The following is a 14,663-nucleotide window of genomic DNA, read 5'->3' as shown; positions in this document are numbered from 1 at the left end:
AAGAGAGGGCCGCAGGCCCTCGCTCCGTGTCAGGCCAGGGTCCGAGGGGACCGCGGGCCTACTCCCATTCGATGGTTCCCGGGGGCTTGCTGGTCACATCCAGGACCACCCGGTTGACCCCATCGACCTCGTTGGTGATGCGGTTGGAGATCCGCGCCAGCAGATCGTAGGGCAGCCGTGACCAGTCGGCGGTCATGGCGTCCTCGGAGGACACCGGGCGCAGGACGATCGGATGCCCGTAGGTGCGGCCGTCACCCTGGACACCCACCGACCGGACGTCGGCCAACAGAACGACCGGCATCTGCCAGACTTCCTGGTCCAGTCCGGCGTTGGTCAGCTCGGCGCGGGCGATGGCGTCGGCCTTGCGCAGCAGTTCCAGGCGTTCCTCATCGACCGAACCGATGATGCGGATGCCAAGCCCCGGGCCGGGAAACGGCTGACGCTGCACGATTTCGGCCGGCAGACCCAATTGGGCTCCGACGGCACGGACCTCGTCCTTGAACAGTTCGCGCAACGGCTCGACCAGTTCGAACTGCAGATCCTCGGGCAGACCACCGACGTTGTGGTGGCTCTTGATGTTCGCGGCGCCTTCGCCTCCCCCGGATTCGACGACGTCGGGGTAGAGGGTGCCCTGGACCAGGAAGCGCACCGGTTCGCCGGTATCGGAGGCTTCGGACATGATCGCCGCCTCGGAGGCTTCGAACGCGCGGATGAATTCGCGGCCGATGATCTTGCGCTTGGTTTCGGGGTCGGTGACGTCCTTCAAGGCGCTCAGGAAGCGTTCGCGTTCGTCGGCGACATGGAGTTTGGCGCCGGTGGCAGCCACGAAATCGCGTTCGACCTGTTCGGCTTCGCCTTCGCGCAGCAGGCCGTGGTTGACGAAGACACAGGTGAGCTGATCGCCGATGGCCTCCTGGACCAGGGCCGCCGCGACGGCCGAATCGACGCCGCCGGATAGTCCGCAGATGGCCCGGCCGGTGCCGACCTGCTCACGGATGCGGGCGACCTGTTCCTCCAGGATGTTCCCGGTGTTCCAGCTCGGTTCCAGTCCGGCACCGTTGAACAGGAAGTTCTCCAGGACCCGCTGGCCGTAGGAGGAATGCTTGACCTCGGGGTGCCATTGGACGCCGAAGAGCCGTTTGTCCTCGTGGGCGAAGGCCGCCACGGGGGCTCCTTCGGTGGAGGCCAGGACATCGAAGCCTTCCGGCGCTTCCTGCACGGAATCGCCGTGGCTCATCCAGACCTGCTGGTCCTCAGGCAGCCCTGCCAGCAACGACCGGGAGACCCCGGTGGCGGTGGCGTCGGTGGACCCGTATTCGCGCAGGCCGGTCTGCGCGACCGTTCCGCCCAGGGCGTTGGCCATCGCCTGGAAGCCATAGCAGATGCCCAGGACCGGCACACCGGCCTCGAACAGGTCGGGGCCGACGCTGGGGGCCCCGTCGGCATAGACGCTGGAGGGTCCGCCGGAGAGGATGATGGCCGCGGGATTCCTGGCCAGGATCTGCTCGGTCGTATAGGTGTGCGGAACGATCTCCGAATATACGTTGGCCTCACGGACGCGGCGTGCGATCAGCTGCGCGTACTGGGCTCCGTAGTCGACGACCAGAACCGGCTGGTGCTCTGGGGTGGGTGCTGGGTTGCTCACGCGCTCCAGCTTAGTCGCCAGTGGGCTTCGGCCGCACCTTCACCGTCGGCGCCGCGTTTTGCCTCAGTACCGTTTGGCGGCCTCGGGATGTTCGTGCAACTCCCGCTCGACCTCCTTATGGACCTTCTTCTCCATGTAGAAGGAGAGCAACGGCACCACCCCGCCCAGGGCGATCGTGATGAACCTGCTGAAGGGCCAGCGCATCTTGGACCACAGGTTGAAGTCGGCCAGCAGGTAGACCACGTACATCCAGCCATGCACGATCAGCACGGTCGTGGACAGGTTCAGCGACCCGAGGTAGGCCTCGAAGGAAAAGGCATATTTGGCGATCATCTCCACGCACAGCAGCAGCAGCATCACGCCGGTGGCGTAGGCGAGCACCCGGTAGAAGGTGGCTGCCGTGCGGATTTGTGCCGGGGTTCCGGCGAAGCGGCGCTTGCGGGGTGCTGGGGCGGGTTGCTGGGTCACTGCTGGTCCTCGTGGTTCGGGGGGATGGTTGGTGTGTGGGCTTCGGCCAGGGCGTCTTCGATGTCCTCTTGTTGGCGGCGGTAGTCGTCGGCCACCAGACGCCACCAGAGGAAGACGGCAAAGCCGGCGAAGACGACCCATTCGATGCCATAGAAGATGTTCAGCCAGTTCAGCGGCTGTTCCTGGGGCTGGGGTCCGACGTGGACCTCGTCCAGTCCCACGGAGGCGGCCCCGGCATCCGCCCCGTCGGGCCCGGTGACCTCCGAGGCGACGATGAAGCCGCTATAGGAGGGCACGTCCCAGAGGTTGATGAGTTGGGCGACCGAAAGGGCGCGCAAGGACGGATCGTCATCGGGTTTCTCATCGACGGGAGCTTCGGTGGGCAGCAGCCGCCCGGTGACTTCCAGCTCGCCGGCCGGCGGCCGCGGCGGGGTCGTGGATTCGGACTGCCAGCCACGGACGACCGGAATCGTGTTGTGCCCCGGGGCGCCGTCGACGGCGAAGGCGGAAACCACCCAGTATCCCTGGACCCCCTCCTGGACACGCCCCCTGACCAGGACTTCCTTGTCCTTCAGGAAGTGCCCCTTGGCGCTGACGACCTGGTCGGCCACGGATTCGAACATCACTGTTTCGGGTTCGAAGTGATCGGTCAGCGGCACCGCCGTTTCGGTGGTGGATACCGGTGGTGGCGGGGCATCCTGGGATCTGGAGAACTGCCATTGGCTCAGCAGCACGAAGCCGCTCGCCAACAAAAGGGCCCCCACCAGAGCGAGGATCCATTTGGGCTTCAGGGCAGTCTTCAACACATACCCAACCGTACTTCGATTCTCTGTAGAAGAGCGAATGCATCGTCGGTATCCATCACCCAAAAATCACGTCAATAAGATATTGACATTGAATCAGCGTCAAGGAAATATTGACGCCATGCTTTCCTCCCCTTCCACCGATCACCGCTCGCGGACGACGAACCGCCGGATCCCCTGGGTCATCGCCGCGGTGACCATCGCCGTCCTCCTCGTGGCCGCACCACGGGCCCTGCCCGCCGCGGCACCGACCGGGGACCAGGATTTGGGAACCCGGATCGGCCACGGCCCCGAGGCTCCCGCCGGGAATTTCGCCGCCGCCGTCATCGAGGACGGTAAGATCGACTTCGCCGGACGCGGCGCCGATGAGCACACGGCCTTCGAACTCGGCTCCATCAGCAAGGTCTTCGGCGGACTGCTACTCGCCGATGCCATCGACCGTGGGGAGGTCAGCGCGGACACGACGCTGGGCGAGATCCTCGGCTACCCCGCAGACGGGTCGGGGGCCATCACCCTTCAACAACTGGCCACCCACACCTCGGGTTTGCCGCGCTTGCCGCTCTCGGTGCCCTTCTACGCCAAGACCCTCGCCTCGATATTCGCCAACTCGAACCCGTATACCCAGTCGGTCGATGACGTGATCGAGCTGGGGCGCACCGCACATCCGAAGGCCGATCCCGGATTCGCCTACTCGAATTTCGGGGCGGCCCTGCTGGGGCAGGCCCTGGCCCGGGTGACGGGCACCAGCTATCCGGCGCTGGTCGCCGAACGGATCACCGGCCCCTTGGGAATGGACCGCACGTGGGTCGAACCACTGGACGCCGCATCCGCCTCCGCGGACCGGGGCACGGCACCACGGTTGGCCACGGCCAGTGCTACAGGGCATCGGGCCACGGGACACGTGGCCGGCGCGTGGCCCGCCGGGGGCTTCGCCCCGGCCCTGGCCATCCACTCGACCGCCGGAGACCTGTCCCTCCTGGCCCAGGCCGTGCTGGATGGAACCGCCCCGGGAACCGACAGCTTGAATCCGGTGACCGCGGACGATAGCGGGGGGCAAGTGGGATTGGCCTGGATGACCACCGCGGAACCAGTCGACTCCCCCGCTAGTGGAGAAGTCGTCTGGCATAACGGGATGACCGGCGGATTCGCCTCGTATCTGGGCCTGCTGCCCGACGGAGAGCGTGCCGTCGTCGTGCTCTCCGCTACAGCCCGCGGCGTCGACGAAGCAGGACTCGATCTCCTGGACGGAGGCAGCCGTTGAACACCTTCATCGCCTACGCGGTTCCTGTCATCCTGCTGGCCTTCACGGCCCCCTGGTGCTTTCGGATGTTGCGCACGAGGACGGCTGAACCGGCGCTGAACCGCATCTCCCAGTTGATGTCCATGACGGCCCTTGCCGCCTTGGGAATGGTGGCCCTCCGGGCCGACATCGTCCCCTCGTGGACCTGGTGTCCCACCGCGGTCGCCGTCGGCGTGGGTGCCGTTGCCCTCAGCGCCCGCTGGCCGACCCTGGTCCGGTCGGGCCCGGCGGACCGGCGGATCCGCACCGTCGTGTCGCTCGTGATCGAGAGCGTGGTTCTGGTAGTGGTCTTATATGGACTCCTTCGCTAACGCCCCGGCCGAGACGACGGCACGGGCCCGCCGTGCGGTCGAACTGGCCGGCCGGCTCGCGGACCCCCTCGAAGCGGACGGGGCCGTGACCGCCCTGCGGCAGGCCGAGGAGTTGAAGTACCTGGCCGATGATCTCCTGACCGCCGCGGCATCCCGGGCCCATGATGCCGGTCTGAGCTGGCAGGACATCGGCAACCAGTTGGGAATCTCCCGGCAGGCCGCCTACCAGCGGTTCGCCGTGGGCAACCCGGCCGACGACGAACGGCGGCGCGAGGACCACGCGCTCCTCGACCAGGTCCGGAGGCTATTCGCGGCCATCGATTCAGGCGGCCTTGAACGGATCGGCGCGGAATTCACCCCACGCATGCTGGCCCAGGTCCCCCCGTCCACCGTCACGGCGCTGTGGGCCGATGCCATCGGATCCCTCGGCCCCTTCGATCGGCTGACCGCAGCCACGGTGCGGCGCAACGGCTCCACCCGCTTCGTGCACTGTTCGCTGGTCTTTGCCGACGGTCTGCTCGATGGCCGGGTCGCCGTGGACCGTTCGGGCAAGGTCGCCGGTCTGCTGATCACCGACCCGGGGTTCACCCCGCCGGCCGGCTGACCCGGCCCGGCAGGTGCCGGCCGGCACCGGATCGACTAGACGTCGGTGAAGTCGACCGTGGAATTGATCAGATCGGCAATGACCTCGGCGTCGTAGGCTCGGCGCAGGGATTCACGGAAGGACGGCTTGACCAGACTGCGGGCCAGGGTGGCCAGGACCTGCAGATGCACCGAATAGCTTCCGGCGGGGGTCGCCAGGAGCAGCACGACCGTGGCCGGGCCGTCGACCGACCCGAAATCCAAGGAGTGTCCGAACGCCGTGATCCCCACGGCAATGGAGACCCGGTCGGCGTGTGCGGTCCGGGCATGGGGCATGCCGATCCCGCCGGGCAGCCCGGTGGCTAGTTGGTGTTCGCGCGAATTGACCTCGCCGACGAAGCCTTCCAGGTCATCGATCCGACCGGCTTCGAACAGTCTTCCGGCCAACAGCCGGACGGCCTCCTGCCGGTCGGCCGCCTCCATTTCCAGGACGACCAGTTCAGGGGTCGTGAGTTCATCGTTCTGTTCAGTCGCGGACGGGGACAATATCTTCAACATTCAGTCGTGTTTCATCGGCGGACTCGTCGTCGGGCTGCTCCTGGCTGGCGCGTTCGGCAGCCACGCGGGCTTCGTAGAACGCGACTTCGCGATCGCACTGCGCCTGGCTCCACCCCAGCAGCGGGGCCATGATCCCGGCGACGACCGGGGCCGCCGCCACTCCCCGGTCCCACGATTCAATGGAGACGCGGGTTCGGCGGGTCAACACGTCCTCGACGTGTCGTGCCCCTTCATGGGTGGTCGCGTAGACGACTTCGGCGGCCAGGTAGTCGTCCGCGCCGGGCAGCGGGCGGGCCAGATCCGGGTCGGCGGTGGCCAGGGCCAGCACATCGCGGGCCAGCGAACCGTAGCGGCCCAGCAGGTGTTCGACCCGGGAGACGTGCAGCCCCGAGGATTTGGCCATGCGGTGGCGGCTGTTCCAGCCCGCCTGGAAGCCCTCCGCCCCCAGCAAAGGGATCGTTTCGGTGCAGGAGGTCGGGGCGTTCAGGTCCATCGAACGCACCGCCTCGTCGATGGCATCGCGGGCCATGACCCGGTAGGTGGTGTATTTGCCGCCGGCGACGACCACCAGCCCCGGGACGGGGTGGGTCACGACGTGTTCACGGGAGAGCTTGGCCGTGGAATCGGATTCCCCGGCCAGCAGCGGGCGCAGCCCCGCATAGACCCCTTCGACGTCCTCGCGGGTCAATGGACGCTTGAGCACCTTGTTCACATGATCCAGGATGTAGTCGATGTCCTCACTGGAGGCCGCGGGATGTGCCTTGTCCAACGTCCAGGCGGTATCAGTGGTCCCGATGATCCAATGCCGTCCCCAGGGGATGACGAACAACACCGATTTCTCGGTGCGCAGGATCAGCCCGACCGTCGACTGGAAGCGGTCGCGGGGCACCACCAGGTGCACGCCCTTGGAGGCCTTGACCCGCAGTTGTCCCCGATCGGTCACCAGGTCCTGGGTTTCGTCGGTCCAGACGCCGGTGGCATTCACGATCTGCTTGGCCCGGACGGTGAACTCCTCACCGCTTTCCTGATCCGCGAGCCGGGCCCCGACCACGCGTCCGGCCTCGCGGACGAAATCCACGACCTTGACCCGGTTGGCCGCCACGGCGCCGTAGTTCGCTGCCGTGCGGACCAGATCCATGACCAGCCGTGCGTCGTCGACCTGGGCATCGTAATAGCGGATCGAACCGACGAAGGCCTCGTCCTTGAGGCTCGGTGCGCTGCGCAATGTCGCCTTCCGGCTCAGGTGCCGGTGGAAGGGCACCCCGCGGCTATGTCCTGAGGCCAGCGACATCCCGTCATAGAGGGCGATTCCCGCCCCGACGTAGGGGCGTTCGATGAAGCGCTTGGTCAGTGGATACAGGAACGGGACCGGCCGGACCAGGTGTGGTGCGATCCGGTCGATGAGCAGTCCACGTTCCTGCAGGGCCTCGCGCACCAGCGCGAAGTCCAGCATCTCCAGATAGCGCAACCCGCCGTGAATGAGCTTGGAGGATCGCGAGGACGTCCCGGCCGCCCAGTCACGGGCTTCGACGATGCCGACCTTCAGCCCCCGGGTGGCCGCGTCGAGGGCGGATCCGGCACCGACGACTCCCCCACCGATGATCAGCAGGTCCAGTTCGGCCTCGGGCCCCTCCGTGGTCGCCCGCATCGTCTCGAGCGAGGCGGTGCGGAAGGTCGGGTCGAGCACTCCCCTGGTTGACGTGGATCCCGGTTCGCGGTGCTTCATCGGTGGTGTCATGCTACCCAGCTTCGTACGGGGAGACGACGACGTCAACGCGTTGGAACTCCTTCAGATCCGAATAACCGGTGGTGGCCATGGCCCGGCGCAAGGCGCCGATCAGGTTCGAGGTGCCGTTGGTGTGGCGCGAGGGGCCGAGCAGGACCTCCTCCAGCGGACCCACGGTTCCCACGCGGACCCGGTCGCCCCGGGGGCTGTTGTCGTGGTGGGCTTCGACACCCCAGTGCCAGCCGCGTCCCGGGGCCTCTTGGGCCCGGGCCAGGGCACTGCCGAGCATGACGGCGTCGGCCCCCATGGCAATGGCCTTGACGATGTCTCCGCTGGTGCCCAGTCCGCCATCGGCGATGACGTGGACGTAACGTCCCCCGGATTCGTCGAGGTAGTCGCGGCGGGCGGCGGCCACATCGGAGATCGCGGTGGCCATGGGGGCGTGGATGCCCAGGGCGCGACGGGTCGTGGCGGTGGCACCCCCGCCGAATCCGACCAGGACGCCGGCGGCGCCGGTACGCATCAGGTGCAGGGCCGGGGTGTATCCGGCGGCGCCGCCGACGATGACGGGAACGTCGAGCTCGTAGATGAACTGCTTGAGGTTCAGCGGTTCCTGGTTCTGCGACACGTGTTCGGCGGAGACGGTGGTACCGCGGATCACGAAGATGTCCACCCCGGCGTCGATCACCGTCCGGTAGTACTCCTGCGTGCGTTGCGGGGTCAGGGAGCCGGCCACCGTGACCCCTGCGTCGCGGATTTCCGCGAGCCGCGAGGTGATCAGCTCGGCCTGGATCGGCGCCTGGTAGAGCTCCTGCAGCCGGGCCGTCACCGCCGGGTTGACGTGTTCGCCCAGGGTCCTGTCGTCCTCGACTTTGGACTCCAGCGAGGCGATCTCCGCCAGCACCGGCTCCGGGTCCTCGTATCGGGTCCACAGCCCCTCGAGGTTCAGGACCCCGAGGCCACCGAACCTGCCCAGGGCGATCGCCGTGGCCGGACTCATGACCGAGTCCATCGGGGCACCGATGATGGGGCTGCTGAACTGGTAGGCGTCGATCTGCCAGTTCACTGACACGTCCTGCGGGTCACGCGTGCGGCGGGTGGGGACGACGGCGACGTCATCCAGCGAGTAGGCGCGGACGCCTCGTTTTCCCCGGCCGATCTCAATCTCATAAGTCACCGGCTTAGCCTATCAGCGCCGCCACGCACGGGCCGGGCTTCGTGACTTGGGCCCCCTTCGTCGGCCGATGGCGGCCTCGGCGCCCCGCCGGCCCGAGGAGGGGTGACAGCCACGGCGTCCACAGCTACGCTCGGCTGCAGCGGGGGCCTTCGCCCAACCCTGCGCCGGCACGGCGCACCGGTTCGTCCCTCTTCGGGGCGGACACCAGCCAGGAGGAGATATGAAGTTCGGCATCGAGGAGGATCTCCTGTGCGTGGACCCGGCCACGGGCCGACGCGTCGAGACCGGTGATCCGGGAACCCGCAGCGAGGCCGACGAGGCGGAGCCGGATTCATTCATCTTCCGGACCGGCGCCGAGGCGCTGGAGGCGTTGTTGGAGGATCGCCGGGCGCTGGGGGCGCTGGCGGCCGACGGCGGTGCGATCGCCACGGGGTTCGGTCTGGTTCCCGCGCTGTCCCCCGCGGCGGACCCCTGCGCCCCCTCGACCGGTCGGGAAGGGGGTGCCCTGCGGATCCATCTTCCGGTTCCGACTCCCGAAGAAGGGGTCCAGGTCATGAACCACCTGCGTCGTTGGATGCCCGTCCTCATGGCCCTGGGCGCCAACTCGCCGCTTTGGAACACCGCCGACACCGGATACGCCAGCTGGAGGACGCTACGCAACCGGACCTTGCCCGTCCACGGCATCCCTCCGCACTTCTTCGGCGCCCGCGACTACACCGAACGCGTCGACCGGCTGCTGGAGAGTCCGGGCATCGACACCCAGGACCACGTCGGATGGGGAGCACGGCTTTCCCCCTTGCGCGGGAGCCTGGAGGTCCGCGCCATCGACATGCAGCTGACCGCCGGGGAATCAGTGCTTTTCGCCCTGCTGGTCCGCTCGCTGGCCGTGGAGGCACTGCACCGGTCCCCCACTCCCGATGGCATCACTCCCGAAGAGTCCGACGCCGCCACCTGGCATGCCGCCCGCCACGGCGTGGAGGGGGATCTGGTCGGGCTCCCCAGTTGCGAACGGTCCTCGCCCTCGGCACTGGCCCATCTGATGTTCGACACGGTCGAGGACCATCTGATCGGATTCGGCGATGCCGCCTATGTGTCGGCGGGTTTGCGGGAACTCCTGGATTCCGGGAACGGCGCCGCCCGCCAGCGCGTGGCCTTCGAGCACGGGGGAATCGCCCGGGTGGTCGAATTCGCCGGAGCCGAACTGCTCAGGGAAACGACGTGGTGAGCCGGTGAACCGCCGGCTCCGGCAGTAGTACCCCCAGTCGGACTCGAACCGACAACACAGAGATTTTAAGTCTCCCGCCTCTACCGATTGGGCTATGGGGGCCCGCAGCTAGATCCTACAAGAGCGTCGGCCCCCGGACGCCACACGGCGCCGCGTCCTTCCCGGGATTCGGGGGACGCGGCGCCGTGGGATGCCGGGTTCCGGCGGTGCCGAAGACTACTTGGCTGCGGCCTTGGGCTTCGGGGTGGCTGCCTCGACGAACCCGCGGCGCGGGGTCTGAAGATCGGCGATCTGGGTGATGTCGCGCTTGAACAGCAGGTTGGCGAACCAGTCGCCGGCCACGCGGAACTTGCGCTCGAACGTCGGCATGGCCATGCCGTGGTAGCCGCGGTGGGCGACCCAGGCCGGCACGCCCTTGAGCTGCAGGCCGAGGACCTTGGCGACGCCCTTGCCGGTGCCGAATCCGGCGACGGCACCCATGTTCTTGTGCTCGTACTCGCCCACCTGGCCCACGCCGTAGCGGGTGGCGTAGATGTTCGAGGCCAGCAGCTTGGCCTGGCGGACGGCGTGCTGGGCGTTGGGCACGCAGGTGCCGTCGGGCAGGCCGCCGGTGACATCCGGGACGGCAGCGACATCGCCGGCGGCCCAGGCGCCCTCGATGGGGCCGTCGTCGCCGGTGATGCGCAGATCGGTTCCAACGCGGACGCGGCCGCGCGGCTCGATCGGGAAATCGGTGGAGTGGACCATCGGGTTGGCCTGCACGCCCGCGGTCCAGACCAGGGTGTCGGTCTCGAAGGTCTCGCCGGGGGTCTTCTCCGGCATGTTCGTCAGCTCGAGCGTGCCGTTTTCGGCCTTGCCCAGCGACGTGTTCAGCAGGACCTCGATGCCGCGCGAGCGCATGTGCTCCACGACCCAGACGGCCTGTTCCTCGGTGACCTCGGGCATGATGCGGCCCATGGCCTCGACCATCACGAAGCGGATCTCGTCCTGCTCGACGCGGCTGGTCTTGGCGACGGCGGCGCGCACCAGGTCCTCGAGTTCGGTGATGGTCTCGATGCCGGCGAAGCCGCCACCGACCACCACGAACGTCAGGGCGCGACGGCGGGCTGCCGGATCGCTCATCATCGACGCGGTCTCGACACGCTCGAGGACCTTGTTGCGCAGGGCGACGGCCTCTTCGATGGACTTCAGTCCGATGCCCTCGTCGGCCAGGCCGGGGATCGGGAAGGTCTTGGTGATGGAGCCGGCGGCCATGACGACGTCGGTGTAGCCCAGTTCGAAGGGCTCCCCGTCGGTCGGGACGACGACGGCCTTGCGGTTGGCGTGGTCAACGGCGCTGACGCGGCCGGTGATCAGTTCCGCGTTGTCCAGGTGCGTGCGGTGGGAGACGGTCACGTGGCGGGGCTCGATCTTGCCACCGGCGACCTCGGGAAGGAACGGCTGGTAGGTCATGTAGGGCAGCGGATCAACGACCGTGACGACGCCGCCATGGGCCTTGACCTTGTTCTGCAGCTTCATTGCGACGTACAAGCCGACGTATCCACCGCCAACGACGAGGATGCGTGGGCGATCGGAAAGTTCAGGAGTGTTTGCCATGAGCCCATACTAACGCCATCAACCGCTATGTGAAAGTCTTCACTAGCGACTTTCCGGGAGATCATCGAAAGGATCCCGATCCGCCTCGGAGGCGGTCCATTCCGCATCCGCCACCGTCCCGGCCGCGGCGGCCAGGGCGGCCCGGTTCCGGCGTCGCACCGTGACCACATGCACACCGCCACCGACGATGATGATCAATGCCAGCGCGCCGAATCCGATGACCAGCACCGCCGGCAGCGCGCCGGCGGGATCCTCCGGGGCGACGGCCTCGGGGGCGGCCACCGCCGGGACGGAGGATTCCTCCTCGGGCTTGGCGCTGGGCTTGGAGGCATTGGGGCGGGTGACCTGGCCGCGGCGGTGGACGTGGATCCATTCGGCGATGGTGCCCAGCGGGTTCTGGTCCACCGAGGGGACATCGGTGGTCAGGGCGGCCTCGGCGTCCAGCAGACCGTAGCCGTAGAGGTTGTCCACCCCGGGCTCCCCCGCGTCCTCAGCGGTGGCCAGGATGCGCTGGATGACGTCGCGGGCCTTCATCTCCGGGTACTTCGAACGGATCAGGGCCGCGACGCCGGATACCAGCGGTGCCGCACCCGAGGTCCCTGACCAGTCGGCGTACCCGCCATCGGGCAGCCCGCCCACCAGCGGGTCGGCGGGGGCCGCCACGCCGATGCTGATTCCCTGCGTCGAGGAGTCCCAGCTGGCCTTGCCCTTCTTGTCGACACCAGCCACGGTCAGCACCCCGGGGATGGTTGCCGGCGCCCCGACCTGTTCCATGCCCCCGGCACGGTTCCCGGCGGCGGCGACGATGACGACGTCGTGCTCCTCGGCGTATTTGAAGGCCTCGTCCCAGCTGGTCGGCCAGCTCGGCGTCGTGGACCCCAACGACATGTTGATCACGTCGGCCCCCTGGTCCACGGCCCATTTCACCGCGCGCGGGACCTGCTCGCTGATGGGGACGCCCCCGGGGTTCTCCGACCCCAGCCACAGCGACCCCGAGAGCAGCTCCGCCTTCGGGGCCACACCGATGACGCCGTCGGGGCCGGGCCCGGGTTTGGGGATCTTCACCGGATCGGGTTTCTTCGGCGGATCCTCGTCGTCCTTCTTCGCGTCCTTCACGGCACGCTTCCAGGCAATGGTCTGCTTCTCGTCTTCTGCCTTGGCCTTCGCGATGGCCTTTTCGTTGTTTCCGTGTCCGGCCAGCAGGGTGCCCACCAGGGTGCCGTGCTCGGGCAGCGCGCCGAGGGGTTCGGTGCCGTCCTTGTTCCCTGCCGCGGAGAAGTCGCTGCCGCCGATGACGGTCCCGCTCAGATCGGGGTGCGAGTCGGCGATGCCGGTATCAATGACCGCGACGGTGACGTCCTCGCCCTTGGAGACCTTCCAGGCCTGCTTGATGCCGTAGTCCTTGAGCCAGTATTCGCTGTCACGGATCTGATCCGCCTGGGCAGCGGGGGCGGCGACCAGCAGCGTTGCCGCGGCCAGCAGGCTCGCCAGGAGGCCGGCGGTGGCACGGGTCGGACGTGACGTCACGGGCGGTTCCTTCAAGGGTCGGGGACGACGGCGGGAGGACGGCCTACTGCCGCGCCAACCCGAGGGCGATACCGTCCAGAATATCGTGTTCGCTGGCCACCGCGGTGCGCACCCGGTTTCCGGTCAGCTCGGCGACCCGGAGCAGGATGGTCCGGTAGATCAGCGCCCCGGCGGCAATGACATCGACCCGGCCCGGGTGCATGTACGGCAGTTGTTCGCGGCGGCGCCGCGAGAAGCCCAGGAATTCGCTGGCCGCGGCCTCGATGACCCCGACGGGCAGTTCGGCGCCGTCGATCTTCTCGGGCTGGTAGCTGTGCAGATCCAGCACATGAGCGGTCACCGTGGTGATGGTTCCGGCCACGCCGACCACCCGGTCCACTTCCTGCAGGGGCACGGTCTGCAGCACCGTGTCGATCTGCCGGTTGGCTTCGGCTTCCGCGGCGGCGATCTGCTCGGCCGTCGGCGGGTCGTCGGTGAGGAAGCGTTCGGCATAACGCACGCAGCCCATGTCCATGCTGATCGCCGCGCGCACGCCTTCGCTGCTGCCCACCACGAATTCGGTGGACCCTCCCCCGAGATCGATGACCAGGACGTCTTCCGTGTCGGCGGGCGGCCGGACCGACACGGCGCCGGCGAAGCTCAAGGCGGCTTCCTCCGAGCCTTCGATGACCTCGGGGGTGACGCCGAGCCGGGTGCGGACCCCGTCCATGAACTCATCCCGGTTCCCCGCGTCACGGGTAGCCGAGGTGGCGACGAACCTCACCCGCTGGGCACCGTGCCGGCCGATCAGTGCCGCATATTCATCCAGTGCCTCAAAGGTGCGCTCCAGGGCCTCGGGGGCCAGGTTCCCGGTGGCATCGACGCCCTGGCCCAGGCGCACGATGCGCATCTGGCGGGCCACGTCGAGCAGTCGGATCCGTCCGTCGTCGTCCTCGATGACATCGGCGATCAGCAGCCGGATGGAATTCGTTCCGCAATCGATGGCGGCAACCCTCATGCCTGGCCTCCTGGATCGTGTGGTGCGGGCTGTTGCCCGGTCGTTTCAGCGTGTTCGCGCGCCTGTCGGGCAGCGCTGCGCCGGGCCTTCTTCACGGCAGGGTCCTCGGCCTGGGTCTTGACGTGGCGGCTGCGGTCCTGTGCGGGAACGGGCGCCTCGGTATCCCAGGCCCCCCGGCAGTGGCACCGCTCGGCGGTCCACCATTCGGCGATTCCGGCAATGGCCTCATCGCCCAGCGGGTTGACCCCGGCCCCCGCGGAGAGCGAATGTCCCACCAGCACGTGCAGGCATTTCACCCGGGTCGGCATGCCGCCGGCGGACACCCCGTCGATTTCCGGGACGGCGCCGACTCCGGTGCGCCGGCCAATGGCATCGCGGGCCGCGAGATAGTCCTGGTGGGCCGCGGTGTAGGCGGCCGTCAGCGCCTCGTCCTGTCCCAGGCGTTCGGTCATCGTTGCCATCAACCCGGCGGCCTCCAGGCGGGAAACCGCGGAGGTGATGACCGGATGGGTGAGGTAGAAGGTCGTGGGGAAGGGGATGCCCGAGGCCAGCCGCGGGGCGGTGGTGGCCACCAGCGGATTGCCACAGAGGCACCGGGCCCCGATCTCCACCACATTGCGGGCCGGACGGCCGAGCTGACGACTCAGCGTGTCCAGGTCCCCGGGGGTGGGGACCCGCTGTTCGGCGTCCAGCGCCTCATGGCGCGGTGCGGTGGCGGGATGCTCCACGGATTCTCCTTCAGGAAATG

General features: G+C 68.1%; 14 protein-coding genes and 1 tRNA gene. 4 read left to right on the top strand and 11 right to left on the bottom strand.

Annotated features, from left to right (window positions below; all coding sequences use genetic code 11):
• Nucleotides 1-58 precede the first annotated feature (58 nt).
• From guaA to AC3ZI9_RS05085, 3 genes are all read right to left on the bottom strand, one after another.
• Nucleotides 59-1,645 (bottom strand): glutamine-hydrolyzing GMP synthase, encoded by a 1,587-nt coding sequence (guaA, locus tag AC3ZI9_RS05095; RefSeq protein WP_489923924.1) that lies wholly within the window; start codon nucleotides 1,643-1,645, stop codon nucleotides 59-61.
• A 63-nt stretch (nucleotides 1,646-1,708) separates the two neighbouring features.
• Complete coding sequence (locus tag AC3ZI9_RS05090) at nucleotides 1,709-2,113, bottom strand: DUF3817 domain-containing protein (RefSeq protein WP_444554246.1); 405 nt, start codon at nucleotides 2,111-2,113, stop codon at nucleotides 1,709-1,711.
• Complete coding sequence (locus AC3ZI9_RS05085; protein ID WP_444554247.1) at nucleotides 2,110-2,919, bottom strand: SURF1 family protein; 810 nt, start codon at nucleotides 2,917-2,919, stop codon at nucleotides 2,110-2,112. Before AC3ZI9_RS05085 ends, AC3ZI9_RS05090 begins: the two co-directional genes overlap by 4 nt.
• A 118-nt stretch (nucleotides 2,920-3,037) precedes the next feature.
• Between AC3ZI9_RS05085 and AC3ZI9_RS05080 the strand changes: the two genes are divergently transcribed.
• From AC3ZI9_RS05080 to AC3ZI9_RS05070, 3 genes are read left to right on the top strand one after another with little or no spacing between them, the layout of a single operon-like run.
• Nucleotides 3,038-4,177, top strand: coding sequence for a serine hydrolase domain-containing protein (locus AC3ZI9_RS05080; RefSeq protein ID WP_489923923.1), 1,140 nt, complete (start codon nucleotides 3,038-3,040; stop codon nucleotides 4,175-4,177).
• Nucleotides 4,174-4,527: a hypothetical protein gene (locus AC3ZI9_RS05075; protein ID WP_489923922.1), complete on the top strand. Its 354-nt coding sequence runs from the start codon at nucleotides 4,174-4,176 to the stop codon at nucleotides 4,525-4,527. Before AC3ZI9_RS05080 ends, AC3ZI9_RS05075 begins: the two co-directional genes overlap by 4 nt.
• Complete coding sequence (locus tag AC3ZI9_RS05070; protein ID WP_489923921.1) at nucleotides 4,511-5,131, top strand: hypothetical protein; 621 nt, start codon at nucleotides 4,511-4,513, stop codon at nucleotides 5,129-5,131. The genes AC3ZI9_RS05075 and AC3ZI9_RS05070 overlap by 17 nt, the downstream gene beginning before the upstream one ends.
• A gap of 35 nt (nucleotides 5,132-5,166) precedes the next feature.
• Here the strand turns inward: AC3ZI9_RS05070 and AC3ZI9_RS05065 are convergent, their stop codons facing one another.
• From AC3ZI9_RS05065 to AC3ZI9_RS05055, 3 genes are read right to left on the bottom strand one after another with little or no spacing between them, the layout of a single operon-like run.
• On the bottom strand, nucleotides 5,167-5,667 hold the full coding sequence (locus AC3ZI9_RS05065; RefSeq protein ID WP_489923920.1) for a PTS sugar transporter subunit IIA: 501 nt from the start codon (nucleotides 5,665-5,667) through the stop codon (nucleotides 5,167-5,169).
• Nucleotides 5,636-7,405: a glycerol-3-phosphate dehydrogenase/oxidase gene (locus tag AC3ZI9_RS05060; protein ID WP_444554252.1), complete on the bottom strand. Its 1,770-nt coding sequence runs from the start codon at nucleotides 7,403-7,405 to the stop codon at nucleotides 5,636-5,638. Before AC3ZI9_RS05060 ends, AC3ZI9_RS05065 begins: the two co-directional genes overlap by 32 nt.
• A 1-nt stretch (nucleotide 7,406) precedes the next feature.
• Nucleotides 7,407-8,570 carry a GuaB3 family IMP dehydrogenase-related protein gene (locus AC3ZI9_RS05055; protein ID WP_489923919.1) on the bottom strand — a complete coding sequence of 388 codons (1,164 nt, stop codon included), beginning with the start codon at nucleotides 8,568-8,570 and terminating at the stop codon, nucleotides 7,407-7,409.
• A 220-nt stretch (nucleotides 8,571-8,790) separates the two neighbouring features.
• Here AC3ZI9_RS05055 and AC3ZI9_RS05050 point away from each other — a divergent pair, with 220 nt between their 5' ends.
• A complete protein-coding gene (locus AC3ZI9_RS05050; RefSeq protein ID WP_489923918.1) occupies nucleotides 8,791-9,795 on the top strand; it encodes a carboxylate-amine ligase in 1,005 nt (334 codons plus the stop codon).
• Between the two features lie 28 nt (nucleotides 9,796-9,823).
• Here the strand turns inward: AC3ZI9_RS05050 and AC3ZI9_RS05045 are convergent.
• The 5 genes from AC3ZI9_RS05045 to AC3ZI9_RS05025 all read right to left on the bottom strand — a co-directional run bounded on the left by AC3ZI9_RS05045 (nucleotide 9,824) and on the right by AC3ZI9_RS05025 (nucleotide 14,643).
• Nucleotides 9,824-9,897, bottom strand: a tRNA-Leu gene (locus AC3ZI9_RS05045).
• Nucleotides 9,898-10,011: 114 nt separating this feature from the next.
• A complete protein-coding gene (locus tag AC3ZI9_RS05040; RefSeq protein WP_444554255.1) occupies nucleotides 10,012-11,391 on the bottom strand; it encodes an NAD(P)/FAD-dependent oxidoreductase in 1,380 nt (459 codons plus the stop codon).
• A 42-nt stretch (nucleotides 11,392-11,433) separates the two neighbouring features.
• Nucleotides 11,434-12,918, bottom strand: a complete 1,485-nt coding sequence (locus tag AC3ZI9_RS05035; RefSeq protein ID WP_444554256.1) for a S8 family serine peptidase — start codon at nucleotides 12,916-12,918, stop codon at nucleotides 11,434-11,436.
• A 43-nt stretch (nucleotides 12,919-12,961) separates the two neighbouring features.
• Nucleotides 12,962-13,915, bottom strand: coding sequence for a Ppx/GppA phosphatase family protein (locus tag AC3ZI9_RS05030; protein WP_444554257.1), 954 nt, complete (start codon nucleotides 13,913-13,915; stop codon nucleotides 12,962-12,964).
• Nucleotides 13,912-14,643 (bottom strand): DUF501 domain-containing protein, encoded by a 732-nt coding sequence (locus tag AC3ZI9_RS05025; protein ID WP_444554258.1) that lies wholly within the window; start codon nucleotides 14,641-14,643, stop codon nucleotides 13,912-13,914. Before AC3ZI9_RS05025 ends, AC3ZI9_RS05030 begins: the two co-directional genes overlap by 4 nt.
• Nucleotides 14,644-14,663 lie beyond the last annotated feature (20 nt).

Source organism: Arthrobacter sp. AOP36-F1-5, from assembly GCF_058137995.1.
The sequence above is the reverse complement of the archived record's forward strand: the minus strand, read 5'-3'. Positions and strand labels throughout refer to the sequence as shown.

Bases quoted from the DNA above. Each gene is read 5' to 3' on its own strand.
- AC3ZI9_RS05080 (WP_489923923.1), top strand. From the start codon at position 3,038: ATGCTTTCCTCCCCTTCCACCGATCACCGCTCGCGGACGACGAACCGC.
- AC3ZI9_RS05070 (WP_489923921.1), top strand. From the start codon at position 4,511: ATGGACTCCTTCGCTAACGCCCCGGCCGAGACGACGGCACGGGCCCGC.
- AC3ZI9_RS05065 (WP_489923920.1), bottom strand. From the start codon at position 5,667: ATGTTGAAGATATTGTCCCCGTCCGCGACTGAACAGAACGATGAACTC.
- AC3ZI9_RS05060 (WP_444554252.1), bottom strand. From the start codon at position 7,405: ATGACACCACCGATGAAGCACCGCGAACCGGGATCCACGTCAACCAGG.
- AC3ZI9_RS05050 (WP_489923918.1), top strand. From the start codon at position 8,791: ATGAAGTTCGGCATCGAGGAGGATCTCCTGTGCGTGGACCCGGCCACG.
- AC3ZI9_RS05040 (WP_444554255.1), bottom strand. From the start codon at position 11,391: ATGGCAAACACTCCTGAACTTTCCGATCGCCCACGCATCCTCGTCGTT.
- AC3ZI9_RS05030 (WP_444554257.1), bottom strand. From the start codon at position 13,915: ATGAGGGTTGCCGCCATCGATTGCGGAACGAATTCCATCCGGCTGCTG.